Here is a 17,300-nt window from a genome sequence, read left to right on the forward strand (position 1 = left end):
GAAGGAACTGAAACAGGTACATTCACAATCTCGAATCCTTCTAGCGGTATTGTTCTGGGAACTGCGACAACAGGTGAAGTGACAATTACCGAGTCAGACTGCATCTGCGATGACATTGACTATCCCAACTTAAACCAACCGAATACGGTTGAAAACACCATAATCGGTGCCTCGACAATTCAAAGAGGCACTGCCAAAAACGATGAATTTCTAGGCAGCAACAGCGGCAACATATTCGATGGTAGAGCGGGGGATGACAACTTATATGGTGGAGACCTTAGCGACATCCTTAACGGCAACAAAGGCAAGGATTTTATCAGCGGTGGTAACGGTGAAGACATCCTATTGGGAGAGGCAAATAATGACATTATTCTGGGCAACTTGGGTGAGGATTTAATCTGGGGAGGTAAAGGCAATGACTCCCTAAGTGGTGGCGAAGGTAATGACCTGATTCTGGGTGAGGGAAATAATGACTTCATCGATGGTGGCATGGATAATGACACCTTAAAAGGAGGCCAAGGTGACGACATTATGCTTGGTAGTCAAGGTGACGACTACCTGTATGGAAACCAGGGTTCGGATACTATCTGCGGCGGTGAAGGTAATGATTTAATCAGTGGTGAGGAAGCAGCAGATATTCTGGGCGGGTGTGAAGGAAATGATACTCTGTACGGAGGCGAAAACAACGATAGTCTCACTGGTGGTCAAGGTGATGATATTCTTTACCCAGAATTGGGCAATGATATTTTAACTGGCGGTAGCGGTAATGATATCTTTGTCTTAAATTCAGGTCAAGGATTTGATGTTATTGCAGATTTTACCCTGGGTCAAGATTTGATAGGATTAAGCTCGGGTTTGAGCTTTGGTCAGTTAGAAATAACTCAAAATACTCAGGGAACTATTATCAAGAATATCTTGACAGGTGAGGAGTTAGGTCTGATGATAGGAGTGAGTGCCAGTGCGATTACCTCGGCTAATTTTCTGTTGATTTAGGGAAAAATCAAAAGTACGATCGCCCATACGCTCCCAAAGGACGATCGTACTTCAACCAATTTTAAAAGGTTTAGCAAAAATTTAACGATTATATCATGTCCGATCGATCGCCCATAATACAATTGCCGGGGCGGGTTTTTGAGATTGTCCGTTTTTGACAAATATTATTGGTGAACCCCCCCCTACAGGAATCAGGGTAATCGACCGGACACGATATTATTCATACTTGCGGCCGCGCCACTGCGTAGGCTGATTGAAAGCAGAAATGAGAATTCGCAAAAACGCTAACGGATCGGCTAAAGGTGACAGCCAAAACAGCCATTTACCCGATGCCCCAGTTGTATCGTAGGAAGGTGCGATCGCCAAACACAAAGCCTCACGCACCGCCACCAAAAATACATTCAATCCCAACAGCCAAAAGTGTGGGAATACACCAACAGACGGCAGCGAACCAAACAGCAAATAGCACAATACAATCGGTACGGGCAAACCTTGAACCGCCAGCAACAGCCACAAATCGCCCCAGATTTGAGCGCTAGAAGCAGCATCTTTCAAATCGAGCGATCGACCCCATTCATTCCAAGTCTCGATCGCCCCCTCATACATCCGCACCTGCAACACCTTAGCCCCATCCAAAAATGCCACCTTAAAGCCTTTAGCAGCCGCATAGCGAGCCAAAGTCACATCATCGCAAAACGAACCCCTCGCGACCTCATAGCCCCCCAATGCCACCAAAACCTCGCGCCTGCACAAAAAACACTGACCGTTCGCCATCACCCGTTCCGGTACATCCCCGCCTGTGCCCGTGGGCCCGAAGCGATAAACCAAAGTCATTAACAAAGCAGGTTGCAGCCACAACTCCCCCGGATACTTGAGGATAAACTGCGGCGACAGCGAAATCAAATCGTAATTTCCAGCCGCCGCCGTCTTCAGCAAACTCGCAATCAAACCCGGATGCGGCACAGTATCCGCATCTATCCCCACAATCCACTCGCACTTCTGGGAACTTGCCAAAAAACCCGTGTGCAAAGCCCAGGGACGCCCTACCCAACCCGCCGGCAGCGGATCGTCGTTAATCAAGCGAAACCTGGGGTCTTTTTGTGCTGCTGCTTTGACTAAATCTCCGGTTCCGTCTACCGAATAGCTGTCAACCACGATTGCTTCTCGGAGTTCGTAACTTTGGCGGCTCAATCCTTCCAAACAAGGCGAAATTCGATCGGCTTCGTTCAAAGTCGGTACTACCGCAGTACAAGCACCCAACATATCCAGCGTCGGCGAATCCGGTTCTAGGGGCGGGATGCGCGATGGGCCTTTAATCAAACGCGACATCAGAATTGCGGCGGCGGGGAATTGCAGCAGCAGGAGTGCGACAGGGATGATACTTGTCAGGGGTTGGGAGAACAGGTGAGGGGCAATCGGGAAAACCATACTATTGAATAATTACGGTTGACTGTTGACTGTTGACTGTTGACTGTTAACAGTGAGTGAACAGTCAACCGTGAACTCGAATTTACTATTGCGATGCTAACGGATTTGATATGACTTACTGGATATGGGTTGGGAGCTTATTTACAGTTCATTTTTTGTAACTGGTATCAATTTAAAAAATTTAATAAAATTTTGACCTCAAACATATTACAGGAATTGGGCATGAAAAAATCGGCGCTGAAAAACCCGGTTTCTACAAGAAACCGGGTTGTTAAACTAGCTCAAAATTTAGTGTAAATTTTTGCTAAATCAGCCGGGGTTGCTCGATCGCGACTTACTTGCGCAAAACGCCCACGGGCTGAGGTGGTATTTGGGCCGTGACAGCAGATGTCTCCAAAGACGGCATTGTTTCTGTTACGTAACCTGCAGGGGGTTTAGCGATCCAGCTTAACGCGATCGCCGGAACTACACCCAGAAGCACAGCTAGCGATGTCGGGAACCAGAACCGAGAATCCAAGGAAGTTACAGTGATAATTGCTCCGAAAGCAAAGTTTACCAAATAAACAATTAAGGGCAAAGCCAATTCCGATCGCTCTAATCGAATCGGCCTTTTTCTCCAGAGGAAAGCTGCGGAGGACATAAATAGCGCCCCCGTACCCATCCACCCAGCCAAATTGCGGTAAGGCATCCCAAAGAAAGCCCCAAGTTCCTCAAACTCCCAAAAAGGCACAGAAGTTTGACTCATCGCCGGATCTAATACAAAATCCCAAGCTGTTAGCAGCAAAGCACCAAGGGCAATCGCCGCTATTTGGCGGACCCAGTTGAGTTCACCTTTACCGCCAGCTACTCCCGCGCGCGCAATTACATAGGAAACCAGTCCCAGATAAAACCACGAGAGGGGAATTGTAAACGGCACCAGCCCTGCAATTTTGTAACCCAAACCGCTCAAATAGTGGTAGTTGCCGAAGGGAAAACCCGTACTCGTTCCCAACAACTCGCTACTCAAGGACAAAAACACAGAAGGCAGTAAAAAACCCAGAGTTGCACCTAAACCCAACGTCCGCAAGGAATAGAGACCAACCGCTGCAGCACCAAAGATGATATAAACTACTCCACCCCCAGCCATCCCCCACTGGAATAGAGTTTGCCCTGCAGGTGGCAAACTCATCACCAATTCGGGACGGGGTAAAATCAGCAGCAACCCTGCCAATCCAAAAGCCATTGACAAGACGTGGGCAATTAGGCAAAAGCGCTCAGCAATCAAAAGTTGCTTCATGGGACTCCTCGAAAAAATATTAGATGCAGAAAGCACTCCCTAACAGTTTACAAATCTTTAACAAAAAACGAACACGAACTCGCGATCGGCATTTTTCCCAAACTTACACCCAGGCCCGAGAAACCCGGTTTCTGACTTACTACCTCGTTGCTAAACCGCTGATTTTTCTAAGAAACCCGGTTTTTTGGCGAGGGATTTGTTCCCTGGCGTGCCGAATGGCGAATCCCATTTTTCACGCCTGATATCATGGACGGTTACACCGTCCGTGATTTTGACGGTTGACGGTTGACGCCGTGAACAGTCAACCGTCAACCGTCAACTCGGATTTGATATGACTTCTATCCGTGATATCCGTTACACGCCTCCGTTACCTCTGCTAGATAACTAAATCCTTCTGCCTTGTGCCTTCAAATCAATTACTGCCAATTGCCCACTAGCACGAAAGGTGCCCAAAAATACGGATTCTGATACTCTCGCTTTTTCAGCAGCGTTAATTGAGCGTTGCGGAGGGCTTCAGCTTTGCTGGTTTGAGAAGAAGCAAGCTGCTTGTAAAACTCAGCCATAAAGATAGCTGTAGATTCGTCGTTGACTTGCCAAAGGGTGGCGGCGGTGCTGCGGGCACCGGATCGAATGGCGGCCCCGGCCAAACCCAACGCCGCGCGGTTATCGCCCGAAGCAGTTTCGCAAGCACTCAAAACCAAAAGTTCGATCGCCTGTTGTCTCTCACCACTGCGGGATCGCAGCAGTTGATCGAACTCCTTAACATTGACTTTCTGGTCCCAAGTCACAATAAAAGTATCGGCCGCATTCGAGCTAAACTGACCGTGAGTTGCCAAATGGACGATCGGGTAAGACACCGCTTTAATTAGCTCGTGCAACCGCCCGCTGACAAACTCTTCATTCAGCAGCGAACTCCCCGGCATCTCGGCTGCTATTTGTTCAACTTCCTGCTTCACCCCCGGCAAAGCCGAGAAGCCTTGACGCGCTTCCGACAGGGCAGCGGTGAGCACTCTTAACTTGACTTTGCTCAGCGGTTTCGGTGCCAGCAATTGCAATCCCGGCGCCAAAGCAAGACTGTATTTTTCTACCAAAAACTTTTCACCGTCGTGCAGCACCGCCATCGGCAGATTGCGCAAGTAACCGTCGAGCACAAATACCAGAGTTTTAATCCCGCTGGCGGTCAAATCCGCCTCTGCAGGGCGGATTAACCAGTCATAAACCTGTTCGACGGGTTGCCTCCTGTCGCGAGGGAAAGCAGCAGGTCTGATGACATTTTTGGCGCGTCTGAAGGCAGTTTCCAACTCGGCTTGAGGCTTCACAGTAGTGTAGCGGCGCAGGGGTTTGCCGGGAATTGACAAAATTACCTCCAAACGATCGCTCAAAATGATCGGATAAATCACCGCCGCTGTAGGATCGATGTCCTCTATCGACGTGGGTTTAGCATCAGCGCAAGCATCCCGAAAAAAGTTGTCCAATTCCGCCAACTGCAAAGATTCCACCGTTTGGCGCGCCAGTTTCAACTTAGCTTGACTGGGAGATTCCTCTTGCAAAAGCAGCCCGACTAATTCGCGATAAACCGGTTCGGCACTTTCCCGAAACGAAAATTGCACTTCGGGATTGACTGTCACTAAATCGCCCCGCAGAGAAGACAGTACATTCACAGCTTGAGTATATTGAGCGATCGCCTCTTCTGTATTCCCCTGAGCTTGGACAATCCGTCCAAGTTGCCACAGCAATTGGTAAGCAATATCGGGAGATTGAAAAGCCGGTGCTAAACTCAAAGCCTGAAGTGTGACTGTTTCCGCTTTCTGATACTGCTTTTGAATTTCCGATAGTTTGCCTTTAGCTGCCAGAATATAAGCTTGTATTCGTTTGTCGCCCAAACTGTTTGCTTGTTCCAGAGAGCGATCGAGCATTGTCTCAATCTCGCTTAAACTCAATGTTTTCGCAGGCGACTGAGCTAATTTCATCAAGCTTTGAGCTAAATTAATTTGAGCGTAAAGTCCGACGCGATTCGACCCAAATTGAGCGGCTTGAGGTTTGAGGGAACGCCAAAAAACCGTTGCCTCCGACCAATCTTTGCGATCGATCAACAAACTCAATTGGTTTAACTTCGCCTGAATTTGTAGGAGCGATCGATCCGGTATCCCCTGGGCAGATCGAGCATAATAGTCTAGGGCCGAGCGTTCCAAAGTAGCCCGCTGTTTGGGTGTCAAACCCGGTTTATTACTTTGAGCCCGTACCGTATTGCCCAGATTGAGATAAATTGCAGCCTCCTCTTGCCGCAGACCTAATTTTTGAGCGGCTGCCAGTCCCGCTGATAGCAACTCCTCGGATCGTTCCAGCTGTCCCAAAACCCGCAGCACCCGCCCTAAAGCATGAATTGCCTGGATTTGTTCGAGGGAAATCAGCCCATTTTTCAAAGTTTCCAAACCCGCTGTCGAAACTTCGCAAGTTTGGTTTTCCAGCTTGAAAGAAGCTAACAGAATTTTGCAAGCTCTGGGGTAAAGTCCGAGAGCTTCCCAAGCCCGACTTTGATTAATTTGAACTTGAAAAAGTTGGGTTTTGCGATCGATTTGCTCTAAAATTTTAGCGCTTAAGTGAAAGTTATCGATCGCATCTTGAGTCTGCCCCCGTTCGAGTTGCAAGCGTCCTTGAATGTTGAGAGTTTCAGCCAAAATCCGCTGCTGTTCGGGAGTTTTGGCTTGTGTTCGCACAGCCGACAAACTCGAATTTACAGCTTTTTCTGCTTCTTCCCAAAGTGCCAATTGCCCGTAGGTTGCAGCTAAATTGCTCAAAGCTGTGGCGCGAGCGAGATTTTCGCCTTTTGCCTCAAACGCCGCCGCCGCTTGCTGCAACAGCGGTACAGCTTCGGAAAAACGTTCCTCTTGGTAAAGAGTTCGAGCTTGTCGGACAAGCTGCACCTCTGGTGCTGGATTAACCTGAGCAACTCCGGGAGGAATCGCAACCGATAGCAGACAGGAAATCACAAATAACAAAATTATTTGTCGGAGCGATCGGGTAAATTTCATATAGAATTCAAGCACTTGTAATTTATATCTGATTGAGCACCCCCGATCGACGCGTGTGGGAGCGCGTCGGAGCACCCATATTTATCGCCGTTTATCCACGTTAATCAGCGATTAAAAAATTTCTTGTTAGCGTGGCACACAAAGAGAACTCGGTCGAGGATGGCGATCGTCAGCAGTATTACCCGGATTGTATGCAACAAGCGTAACTTCCCCTTGAGCATTCACCAGCCAACCGCGAGCAGCAACAAATTCCCGATCCCGAATTTCCCCTTCTTCCTTATTCCCTCTCTCGCTGACATCCCTTACATCCCGTACATTGTTTGTTGCCGAACTTCCTGCCTCTTCCACCCACGTCCACGGCGTTCCAGCGTTGCTGAGGGTATCATCAGGACGTGGTGGCACTCCTCCTTTGCCAGTGACGGTAAATGCGCTCTCGGTCCCTTTCGTGCAGGGATTTGCCGCAATTAAAGCAGCCGGAGCGACAATATTTTGCGGCAGTTCCACTAAACCTTGAGCGGGATTGACGCCGGAAGCACTAAATGTAACAGTACCTTGCAAAGCTGGGCCCCTAGTTTGGGAAATAGCGGCGATGTCGCTGCTGGGAAGCTCAGATGTAGGACTTACTTGTAAAGTTGCAAATTGATCGTCCGTCAGCCCCAACCTGTTTTTGACCTGTTCGCGGCTCGCTGCTGCAAAGCCCAAGATATTCGGGACATTGACATTAACGCGGCCGCCCGCAGCGCTCTTGGCGTTGGCCGTGATGTCGCTATTGTTTCGCCCCACTAGGATATCGCTGTTGAGGGTGATATTGCCCCCTTCGGCAGCACCCGCATCGGTGGTAATTCGGCTGTTGTCGCGCAATTGGATTTCTCGCGATCGCAAGTTAATATTACCCCCGATACCCGATACACTCGTGCCGTCAATGATGCCTCGGCTGTTAAGGGCGATCGAATTGGCGACAACATTGACGCTGCCAGCCGCCCCGGTTCCATAACTCTTGACGCTAACCAGTGCGCCGTCTCGGACAATCAATCGGCCCGTCGTAATGCTCAAGCTTCCCGCCGCACCAGATGCAGGTTCTAGCCCGACAAAAGTCTGGGTAGGCAAACCTCCGGAACCTGTGACAATGGCTGTGGGATACATACCGTCTCTGGTAGTTCCGGCTATTTCCACAGATTCCGAAGCCGTGACAGTCACATTTCCCCCAGCTTCCGGACCCAGAGTTGAGGCTAGGATAGCTCCTCCGTCTCGGACAATCAACCGTCTGGTGTTCAACGTCACATCCCCGCCTTTGCCGCTCCCAACCGTTCCCGCAGCGATCGCACTTGGGGAAGCACTCGATCCCCCTGCAGGGCTGATCGCGAACACCGAGTCTTTTGCATTGATGGTGATATTTCCGCCGGGTCCCCCCCCAATCAGCCTTCCTGCTAGGTACAGCCCGCTCGAAGAATAGATCCTACCCCCTGCTTCTAGGCGCAGGGAGCGGGTGTTAATTTCGATGTTTCCTGCCCTTCCCGTGCCGCCAATACTGTTAGTGACTAGAGTCGTATTCAGGGGGCTATCCGATCGTTGTCTCGCCACTATTACCGACTCAGAAGCTGTCACGAGCAGATTTCCGCTGTTCCCGGCACCAAAAGTCGAGGGCGAGACGACGGATCCGTCGGTGACACTCAGTTGACCGGTTTCGATAGCGATACTGCCTGCATTTGCGGTGTTAAAAGTTGTGGTGAACAGCCCGGAGCCGTTGATTTCTACCGATTCAGAGGCTCTTATTGTCACGCCGCCGCCCCCTCCCGTACCGTAGGTGGGGTTGAGTATTGCCCCTCCGTCTCGGATAGTTAATCGTTTGGTGTCGAGGGCGATCTCCCCGCCCTTGCCGGCCCCTACGGTTCCGGTAGAGATGCCGCTTTGGCGCTCGGCTACATCTGGCGGCGTTAGTGCTGCACCAGGATCGAGAATCCGTCGCCGAAAGTCTTCAAATCCTGTTCCCTTGAGTTCTATATTCTCGGCGGTTCGGATCGATATCGGGCCTCCGGCTCCGGTGCCGCTAGTGCCGGAGGCGACAAAGGCTCGATCTAAAAGGCTAAACCGTGCTGCTTCAATATTTATGCCGCGGCCGTCCAGGCTTCCGAAGGTATCGGATACTAGCCTCGAGCCATCGCGCAATGTCACGTTTCCGGACCGCAGTGCGATCGCGCCTCCCCCCGGTCCGCTAGCTATCACGGTGGATAAACCTGATAATTCTATCTTGCCAAAATTGGCAACATTTGTATAGTCTAAACCTAATCCTATGGGCGTGATTTTGAAGCTTACAAAACCCGGACTCGCCACACTTCCTAATTGAATGTTCCCACTAAAAGCGCTAGCAAAACCATTATTAAAGATTACATCTCCTCCTACCAGTGCTAAGGTTTGACCTGGAGTAACTGCTAAACCCACGGGAGTTGTTGTGCGTTCAATAACTTGGCTGATACTGGAAGCGTTGACAATGGCGCCGGGAGTTTCTCTAAACATTAACCCCACAGGAATATTAATCGCTAACAATGGTACTGTTTGCGGGTTGGCGCTGCTAAATTCAAAGCCATTATTAAAGACAACCCCCGATGCACTGGAACCGACAAATGAACCGCGCAAATCTAACTGTGCGTTCGGCCAAAATATAATCCCTTTTGGGTTAATTAAAAACAAGTTACTGTTTCCCAAAACTCCCAGAATTCCTAAAATATTAGAAGGGTTGCCACCCGTAACTCGGGCGAAGATGTTGGCAATTCCGCTGGGATTTTCAAAATAGGCTCCGCGCCCGCCCTTGATGTTGAATTCGCCAAAACTGTGAAAGAGGTTAACGCCGCGAATTGCGCCGCCAGTGATTCTATCTGAGGGTAAGTTGTTGATAGTATCGGCAACTGTTCGCGAACTTTCCGCGCCTAAGCTATTATCTGGGATAATTTGACCGATGGCCGGGAAAGGAAACAGCAGTAAGAAGGCAAAAAATATGGCCGCAGATTGGCGGGGCATTTTTTAAGTTTGGTTAATTTATTATTAGTAAAAGAGCCCGGGATTAGCTAAAACCTGAAGAGTACCTATTGAGGTACGCAAACACCCGTCGCTTTCGGACTGCGAATATATGCACCAACACCTGAATTATACACTACCAGCGTTACTTGTCCTCGATCGTCCATTACCCAGCCTAGAGCGGGAATAATTAGGGCTTGCTGAATAATCGATCGCTTTCCCAATAACAGGAGCGAGCAATATATTCAAGCTCGATTAAATATAAGTTTTTCTTTCGTTAACCTCCTCCACATATAACCGGAGACTATTGTCAACTCAAAAACAGGTGTTGCTTTCCCCGATCGAGATAAAAACACACAAAAAACCAGGCGCAACCAGGTGGAAAGGTTTATGACTAAAAAAGTGATAGCAATAGCTGTTTGTGAAGTATTATCAAGTTGTGCCATAATGCGATCGAGACTAAATCTGCGTTTGCCTTGCCCAAACTTTTAAGCAGCTTGTAATTTTCCGTTTGTGTCGGGAAGCGGTCACTCCCTTATCTGAGGAAAAAATAGCAACTCATTCCCAAGCCCACAATTGTCACGAAGGACTTTACCCACTTGGGCGGTAACTTTTGAGCATAGAGAGAACCTAGGTAGCTACCAGCAATGTTTCCTACGATCACAGGGAGAGCTTGAGGCCAAGCTACCACTCCCGCAAATACAAAAGTAATCGCTGCAAAACTGTAGATACAAGTCATCAGTAGCATTTTCAAAGCGTTGATTTTGTGAACATTTTGAATACCAATCAGCCTTAACGTTGCTAATAATACAAAAGTGATACCTAGTCCCGAAAATCCTCCATAAATAGCAATAACAAACTGAATAATTGCTAGTCGAAACCAGAACTGCCACAAATCTTGTGTCAATGCCACAGGAGTAATTTCATCTTGAGGATAAATTAGATCGCCGAAAGCAAAAATAAGAGTGGCAATTAACAGTATATAGGGTACAAGCCGATCGAATATAGGTGTGGGGATATGTAGCAATAGTATTGCTCCCAAAGCTCCTCCCAAAACGCTAGAGCCACCAAGAGTCCAAGATAATCGCTGCTGAGTCAGTAGATTTTGGCGACAGGCAACAGTACCAGCAATCCATCCGGGAAAAGAAACAATTGTGCCCGTGGCGTTTGCATTAATGGAAGGTAAACCTGCCAGCATGAGTGAGGGAAAGATTAATATACCACCACCACCAGCAATTGAATTCAAAACCCCAGCAATCCCACCCATGAATAAGAGAAAGACCGCTTGCATAAAAGTTACATCTACCAATTTTTTTCCTCGCTTGAAAGCTATACTGGCTGCTTTGGTTTCAGGGACATACCGTGTTCCTTGCACAATAAGAATTTAGTTATTATTATCCGATGACAACAAAACTATTTTTTTGCCGTCAATAATGATACCAAATCTTAGTTAACGCTCTCTACTTTGCTCGCATTATGGGCAATAACTAGGACTCTAGCTCAATTCTCCGGTTAAAGAGGCTGTAAAAAATAGAAGGGTGTACATCAACATATTTGACTACGAGAATACTCAGCCAAACATTATACACGCACATGGTAAAACTAGTTGCAATCGCAGCTCCAACTATTCCGAATATAGGAATAGCAACCACGTTTATGAGTAAATTGAGCAACGCACTACAGCCAAAAACGACAACTGATTTGTTCTGATGCCCCGTCATTACCATCAAGTTACCAACAGATCCAGACAAGGCGTTAACCAACTGACCAAAAATGAGAATCTTCAGCGACCAACTCGCAGCAGTAAAGCCAGGGCCGAAAATACTCAGCACCGGCTTGGAAAAGACAGTCAAACCTAATGCCAGAAGAATCGAAGGCCAAAAAATCCAAAGCGTTACGCGGGAGACAACTTTCTGTAAACCCTGCATATCTCCTTTAGCATATAGGGTAGCAAATACGGGAGATGCGACCATATTCACCACCTGTAAGCTAGAACTCACCCACATGGCAGTTCTCACAGCCGCACTGTACATCCCAGAGGCATCCGGCCCGATCAGAGAACCAACCATGAGGATATCCAGACGGTTCAAAAGAATGAAGAACGACTGCTGGAGAATCAAAACCAAGCTAATTCCCAACCACTGCTTATAGGCGTAAACTGGGGTAGTAAGTTCAATCTCTCTGTCAATCTTCTCCCAAAGCAACCACAACTGAAGCAGACAAACAGAAGCCAGCAGTATTGTTGCAACCTCAATCATTGGCAAGCTGCTGAGAGAATGATTCGCATCAAACAATAGAAACCCACCGCAAAGAAGTAAGATAGGCCAGATAATTTTGGATGGAGCGTAAGCTAATGTAATATCACCCATAGCTCTAGCTGTTTCCAACTGCAACTCCATTAAAGCCTGGAGCGGTACTAACACCATCCCAATTAGCAACGGTGTTGCATAGGTAAAGCTGTAAAAAGAATTCAGCACGCAGATAAAAGCTGCTGCAAACCAACTTAATAAGACACCGGCTAATACCGTTAACAGTTGGCTCCCGCGCACAATGCCGCGTAAATGTCCCCAGTCTTCTTTCACACGGTATTCTGAAAGCAAGCGCAACACCGTGTTCGGCAATCCTAAACCTGCTGGAATCCCCAGAAGTAATGACCAAGAGATGACATATTCATAGATGCCGTACTCCCTTATGCCCATCCATTGGGCAAGGAAGACTTGAACCAGGTACATTAGAACTAACCCAACGCCTTGTATTGTTAGAGCGGTTAAAGCATCCTTAGCTAGGACATCTATATGGTCTTGTATAGGAGTGTCTTGACTGCTGTTTTGGATTTTAGAGAGCGACGGTTGAATCATAAAAAAGGATTCAGAATGCAGAATACTCTACCCATCAAGAGATAGAGTTTTAATAATCAAAAATATTGAGTCCTAGTAAAGCGTCAAGGTAAATGTGAGGGGTGAATCGTAAGAGAATTATCCCTTCCCTTGTCCTCTTCTCAACCCGTCAATTTAAGGTTAATAGACTACTAGCTTCGCTTACCAGAGGCGAGTTTTTGACCCACTAAGTAGGCTTTTTTCTAACTTTTGTAAAAATGGTCATATGGGGAGTTATTTTACTGAAGACGATGCCTTTGATTGGTTCAATTACTGTAGTCTATTTACCTGAAACTCTATGTAACTCCAGGCTTTCGTACAGTTCAGCTAACCACTTGCTTGCCATCTCTCTAACTGCCTCGGAACTTTGTTTTTGCTTTGCGTCACTATCATTGACAAAAACTCTCTTGTTAGTTTGGTCTTTTGAGTAAAGCTGCGACTGGTCACGCATACGGTTTTTTTCATTCGAGGACAAGCTGAGTTGAAAAAAATCTAACAGGGAAGACCATGCTGCTTCTGGTAGCTGTTTATAATTCAACATCAAAGCATTGCGATCTGCCATTTGGAGCGCGGTTTGGCAAAAACTTGCCAGAACCCTCGCACAGTATTCCTCAGAACTCATCTGTTCGATTTCTTCTGCACCAAAACCCGTTATGCTTTCAGATATCCGAGGAGTGCTTTTAAGCTCTGTCCATATAGGATCGTCTGTGATGCTCTTGCTCTTGAGATCCATCCACTCCGCAGGAGCTTTAAGCACCGAAACCATGACTTCAATGGGGTCGCGATAAACGAACACCCACTTGACATTTGGGAAGGCCTTTTTGATTAGGTAAAGTTTACGGATATTCCAACTTTTGAATTTGATAAAGTAGTTCGTTTCCGACTCACGGCGTTTTTGCCCTAAAGCACTAATCAGCAGTCGTAACCACTTGATGATTTCTGCTTCGGACATTCCCAGCACATCTGCTGCCAGAACTGAATTCATGGGAGCGGGTTCCGAGATTACAAGATTCTGAGGTAACGCGGACAGGCTTTTAGATACTAAGGTCGAGCCACACTTTGACATATGAAAAATGAATCCTGTTGGTTCCAAGCCAGGACTGATTTCATGTAAATCGGCAAGTGCATCTAGCTGTGTTTGAAACCGTAAACGGCTAGGGTTTTCACGAAGACAACGCGCTATCGTTTGATTAAAAAACGGATCGGAGAAAACTATATTACTCAGATCGCACCATTGTACTAATGGATGAGGTGTCTTTAAATGAATTAGAGTGGGTGTTAAGCCAACAAGTTGCTCCATTTCCCTGCATTTACTCCTGAGATAAGCGTTCAAACTTGTTTAGCAATTTTCCAGTTTCTGTGTGGGAAATCTCAGCTAAATCCTCTGTAGGGGATGAGACTACTTCAACGTGCAGAAAAGATGCCACCTCATCGAGAACAGTTCCAATTGGTTGGTCTCGATCGCATTGCGTAACAACATATGCAACTGCATAGCTGTTAAACTTCTCAGAAGGCAAATAAACCCGATCGCCAACTTGATACAATTGAGCAAATCCTCGCACAGATGGATGTCTACTAATAGTATCAACTCCCTTTACGACAGAGAGATAACCAGCTTTTGGTGGAAGCAAAGACCTCGTCCCAGCATTAAAAACCGCCTCCTGAAGATATTCGTCTTTAGTAAATGGGTTTTGTCCTTGGATTACCTGCATGATGCAATCATATGGGTTCAAGGCAGGATTTGAGAGCGGAATGAGATGGGAATTAATACATTCACCTCCCAACCTACCGCCAATCTCAAGAATTTTAGGCTGACCGTCAACGACCATCAAATCGACATGGAATCCACACCAATTAATCCCCATCAAGTGAACCGCTTGTTTCGCCATCTCGAGTATACTGCGTTGAGTTTCAACGGGCAGTAAAGATGGAGTAATATTTTGGTACTGAATTGGAATGGCAAAGTCATTCTCCTTGTCAATAATAGCCATGACGATCGGTTTACCGTCTGCAACTATACCAGCAACAGAATGTTCACTACCTATAAGTTCTTGCTCAACAATAAACTCATGTTGATAAAAGCCATAAGTAGGATCGTTCTCTGGTCGAACAGTTTGATAAAAGTTAGCCACTTGTTGTTCGGCTTCTTGAGAAGAGCGGATTTTAAAAATACCACGTCCAAAAGAAGAACCAGCAGGCTTCAAAACACAGGGAAAGCCAACTTTTTCAATAGCATCCCAAATGCTGTTTTCTCGATTCACAATCACAAAAACTGGATTTGCCTGAGGCAGATGCTGCTCAAGAATCCGGCGGGTATTTGCTTTATTGCGAACGTTATGTACAACCTCTGGGGATGTTCCAGGTAAACCCAATGCATTGGACAATCTTGATACAAGAGCGACAGATGGGTCCGTCCATCCGATCACACCTTTGATTTGCAAATCATGCTGTTTAATATATGACAAAATATCGTCAAAAGCTTTATTCTCCTCAATGAGTGATGTTTGGATAAGATGTGTTAGCTCATAAGAAGCATATTCTGCAACAGACGTATCTGCCAGAACAATATCAAAAGCGTTCTTGCGTGCAGCATTGATCTCTGCATCCCTTTCAAGGACAAGAGAGCGTGTTCCAACGTACAGAATGTACTTTTGAGTCATTATTATTTTTGGAGATTGATAATTAATTTTTACTGACAAATTCAGTTATTGTCATGGCAGACCACAGGTAAACGGCATCAAATGGATCAGCCTACGTTTAATTTTCTCCACCTACTTATCTCGCAAAAACTAGGCGGGTATTCCGGCAGCTTGATAAAGTTCGTGGATAATCATTGTGTATGCCTTTGCCACAGGTATATGTCGCAAGCCCATTTCGCATTCAGGACGGCGAGCCTCATTCCAGAAGCGGATATTCCCCAAATAGCCAAAGGGCATTCGGATACCGCTTTGTACCCCTGAGATGGCGTGAGGCTGATTGTTGATCGTACTATCGGCATCGAAAGCAGCATTGAAAATTAGGTTGAGTCCGTTGATGGAAGTCTGCTTTCCAGCAGAAACAGCACCTTGATTATAAACCCACAAGCGACTTTGATAACGCTTTGCCGCTGATTGGAGCAAACTAAGTTCTTCAGTATCCAGTGAAGCAGGAGCTACACCCTCTAACTTGATTTTCTGCTCAATCCGAATACTGGCTTGGCGTTCGCGTAAGACCGCTAAACGGTGGGAATCACCATCATGCAGTGCATCTTCTAAATCTTCAGGTCGGCGCTGCCAAATATACTGTGGAGCTTTATTTGCCTCCACCGGAATCATTATCAAATTACTGGGCTTGATTTTGACAGGATCGACAGCAGCGCAATAAGAGTCAACGCGCCAGGGTACACCTAAGATACAAGCAAAACCTAGAATCGTATCGCCTTGCTGCCATGGACGGTTCTTCGTCCGTGCCAGGATGGTACAATCATCACAGAACTCGTTTGTAGCAAGCTTCATGACAACTGCAACTGCCCGATCGAGACTGCCAAACCGTTGAAGAACGTCAGCAAAAATATTCCGTTTGTTTTCTTCATCCATCGTGCACAGGTTATTGCTGGGACTGATACCGAGGATGTCTGCTGCGATCCGAACCGTTGAAGGATCGGGGTGCATCATTTCCTCAGGCAGAAATAGTTCCTTACGCATTCCTTGCGAGATATGAATAGGTGTCAGACGGTAAATCCGCTGCATCCGAGCCTGATGTTCTGGGTAATGAGTAATACTCTCCAGAAGTTGGCTTCCATAACCAAAAAAACAACGCTCCTGCTTCAGGTTAGTTTCGATAATTGACAAGCGTTTTGCCAATTCCAGTGGCAGATCCGATGCATCAACCGTCCGGTTAATTTCTTCTATAGTTTTGTCACTGCCTTTGAGCGCAAAAACCGAAAGGGCTGCAATCAAAAAACGTTCATCATCGCTGATATCTGACCAGTCCAGACACGATTCGCTAACTTGCACTTTTTGCAAAATAGCAGTCAGTTCGCCTTTTCGTTCGGAGCGCTCCGCTCCACGTTCAACAATTGCTTTTCCATTCATTCCTATAATGAAGTCAGTGGCAGTGACTGATTTTGTGAGGATCTGCAAGTACAGAAATCCCTGAATCAAAAATTCACCGCCTTCATCATGAATCGATACTTGTGGCATCGCAGCGAATTGCTGACAGATACTATAAATAGCAGTAGCAATCTCTTGTGTACGCTTTTTGTCAGGAGTGTTATAACGTCTGACAGGGTCGGGAACAGCTCGATCCCGATCGTACACAATTTCGGGATCGCTTGAAATATTTGGGACTCCATACAAGAGAGACGTGCTTTGAGTCATACCTCGATAAGCAACAAGCAACTCTTGAGGAAGTTGATCAGTCACTGCTTTGATTAATACACTAGTTGAGTGTTGTGTTGTCATGGCTTGACGCAAGTATATTTTTGGCAATACTCTAGAACTTTGGGATCTTGTTGTCAACTTGTTATTTACTTCTCGTAATAAAAATTAATATTTTCCTGGCTCTAGACCTTTTGGATCGTGTTGTCAATTTGTTATTTAGTTCTCGTAATTAAAATTAATATTTTCCTGTCTGAGGGCGATCGCAGTTGTACTCGATAATCTATTCATCGGCATCGTGCTTTGACGCTCCTACGCTTCCGCT

At 46.8% G+C, this 17,300-nt stretch carries 11 protein-coding genes and 1 pseudogene; 1 reads left to right on the forward strand and 11 read right to left on the reverse strand.

Features of this window, described 5'->3' with window-relative positions:
- Positions 1–993: calcium-binding protein (locus QUB56_RS17045; protein WP_332956685.1), on the forward strand; the 993-nt coding region annotated here is incomplete at its 5' end.
- 216 nt (positions 994–1,209) lie between these two features.
- Here QUB56_RS17045 and cruG read toward each other — a convergent pair.
- The 11 genes and pseudogenes from cruG to QUB56_RS17100 all read right to left on the reverse strand — a co-directional run bounded on the left by cruG (position 1,210) and on the right by QUB56_RS17100 (position 17,020).
- A complete protein-coding gene (gene cruG / locus QUB56_RS17050; RefSeq protein ID WP_332956686.1) occupies positions 1,210–2,421 on the reverse strand; it encodes a 2'-O-glycosyltransferase CruG in 1,212 nt (403 codons plus the stop codon).
- Between the two features lie 334 nt (positions 2,422–2,755).
- Entirely contained in the window at positions 2,756–3,697 is a 942-nt protein-coding gene (gene cruF, locus QUB56_RS17055) for a gamma-carotene 1'-hydroxylase CruF (RefSeq protein WP_332956689.1), read from the reverse strand.
- A 416-nt stretch (positions 3,698–4,113) separates the two neighbouring features.
- Positions 4,114–6,729, reverse strand: coding sequence for a CHAT domain-containing protein (locus QUB56_RS17060; protein WP_332956691.1), 2,616 nt, complete (start codon positions 6,727–6,729; stop codon positions 4,114–4,116).
- Between the two features lie 126 nt (positions 6,730–6,855).
- Positions 6,856–9,744, reverse strand: a complete 2,889-nt coding sequence (locus tag QUB56_RS17065; RefSeq protein ID WP_332956693.1) for a two-partner secretion domain-containing protein — start codon at positions 9,742–9,744, stop codon at positions 6,856–6,858.
- A 65-nt stretch (positions 9,745–9,809) separates the two neighbouring features.
- Positions 9,810–9,965 (reverse strand): hypothetical protein, encoded by a 156-nt coding sequence (locus tag QUB56_RS17070; RefSeq protein WP_332956695.1) that lies wholly within the window; start codon positions 9,963–9,965, stop codon positions 9,810–9,812.
- 21 nt (positions 9,966–9,986) lie between these two features.
- Positions 9,987–10,229, reverse strand: a pseudogene (locus QUB56_RS17075) (transposase); the annotation flags it as partial.
- 47 nt (positions 10,230–10,276) lie between these two features.
- Positions 10,277–11,116 (reverse strand): sulfite exporter TauE/SafE family protein, encoded by an 840-nt coding sequence (locus tag QUB56_RS17080; protein ID WP_332956697.1) that lies wholly within the window; start codon positions 11,114–11,116, stop codon positions 10,277–10,279.
- 112 nt (positions 11,117–11,228) lie between these two features.
- Complete coding sequence (locus QUB56_RS17085; protein WP_332956698.1) at positions 11,229–12,599, reverse strand: flippase; 1,371 nt, start codon at positions 12,597–12,599, stop codon at positions 11,229–11,231.
- A 298-nt stretch (positions 12,600–12,897) separates the two neighbouring features.
- A complete protein-coding gene (locus QUB56_RS17090; RefSeq protein ID WP_332956700.1) occupies positions 12,898–13,917 on the reverse strand; it encodes a sulfotransferase domain-containing protein in 1,020 nt (339 codons plus the stop codon).
- 10 nt (positions 13,918–13,927) lie between these two features.
- Positions 13,928–15,277 (reverse strand): ATP-grasp domain-containing protein, encoded by a 1,350-nt coding sequence (locus tag QUB56_RS17095; RefSeq protein ID WP_332956701.1) that lies wholly within the window; start codon positions 15,275–15,277, stop codon positions 13,928–13,930.
- A gap of 129 nt (positions 15,278–15,406) precedes the next feature.
- The gene (locus QUB56_RS17100; protein WP_332956703.1) at positions 15,407–17,020 is read right to left on the reverse strand and encodes a hypothetical protein; all 1,614 of its coding nucleotides are present in this window, start codon (positions 17,018–17,020) and stop codon (positions 15,407–15,409) included.
- Positions 17,021–17,300 lie beyond the last annotated feature (280 nt).

Origin of the sequence: Microcoleus sp. AR_TQ3_B6 (genome assembly GCF_036702785.1) — a bacterium.
Classification (GTDB): Bacteria; Cyanobacteriota; Cyanobacteriia; order Cyanobacteriales; family Microcoleaceae; genus Microcoleus.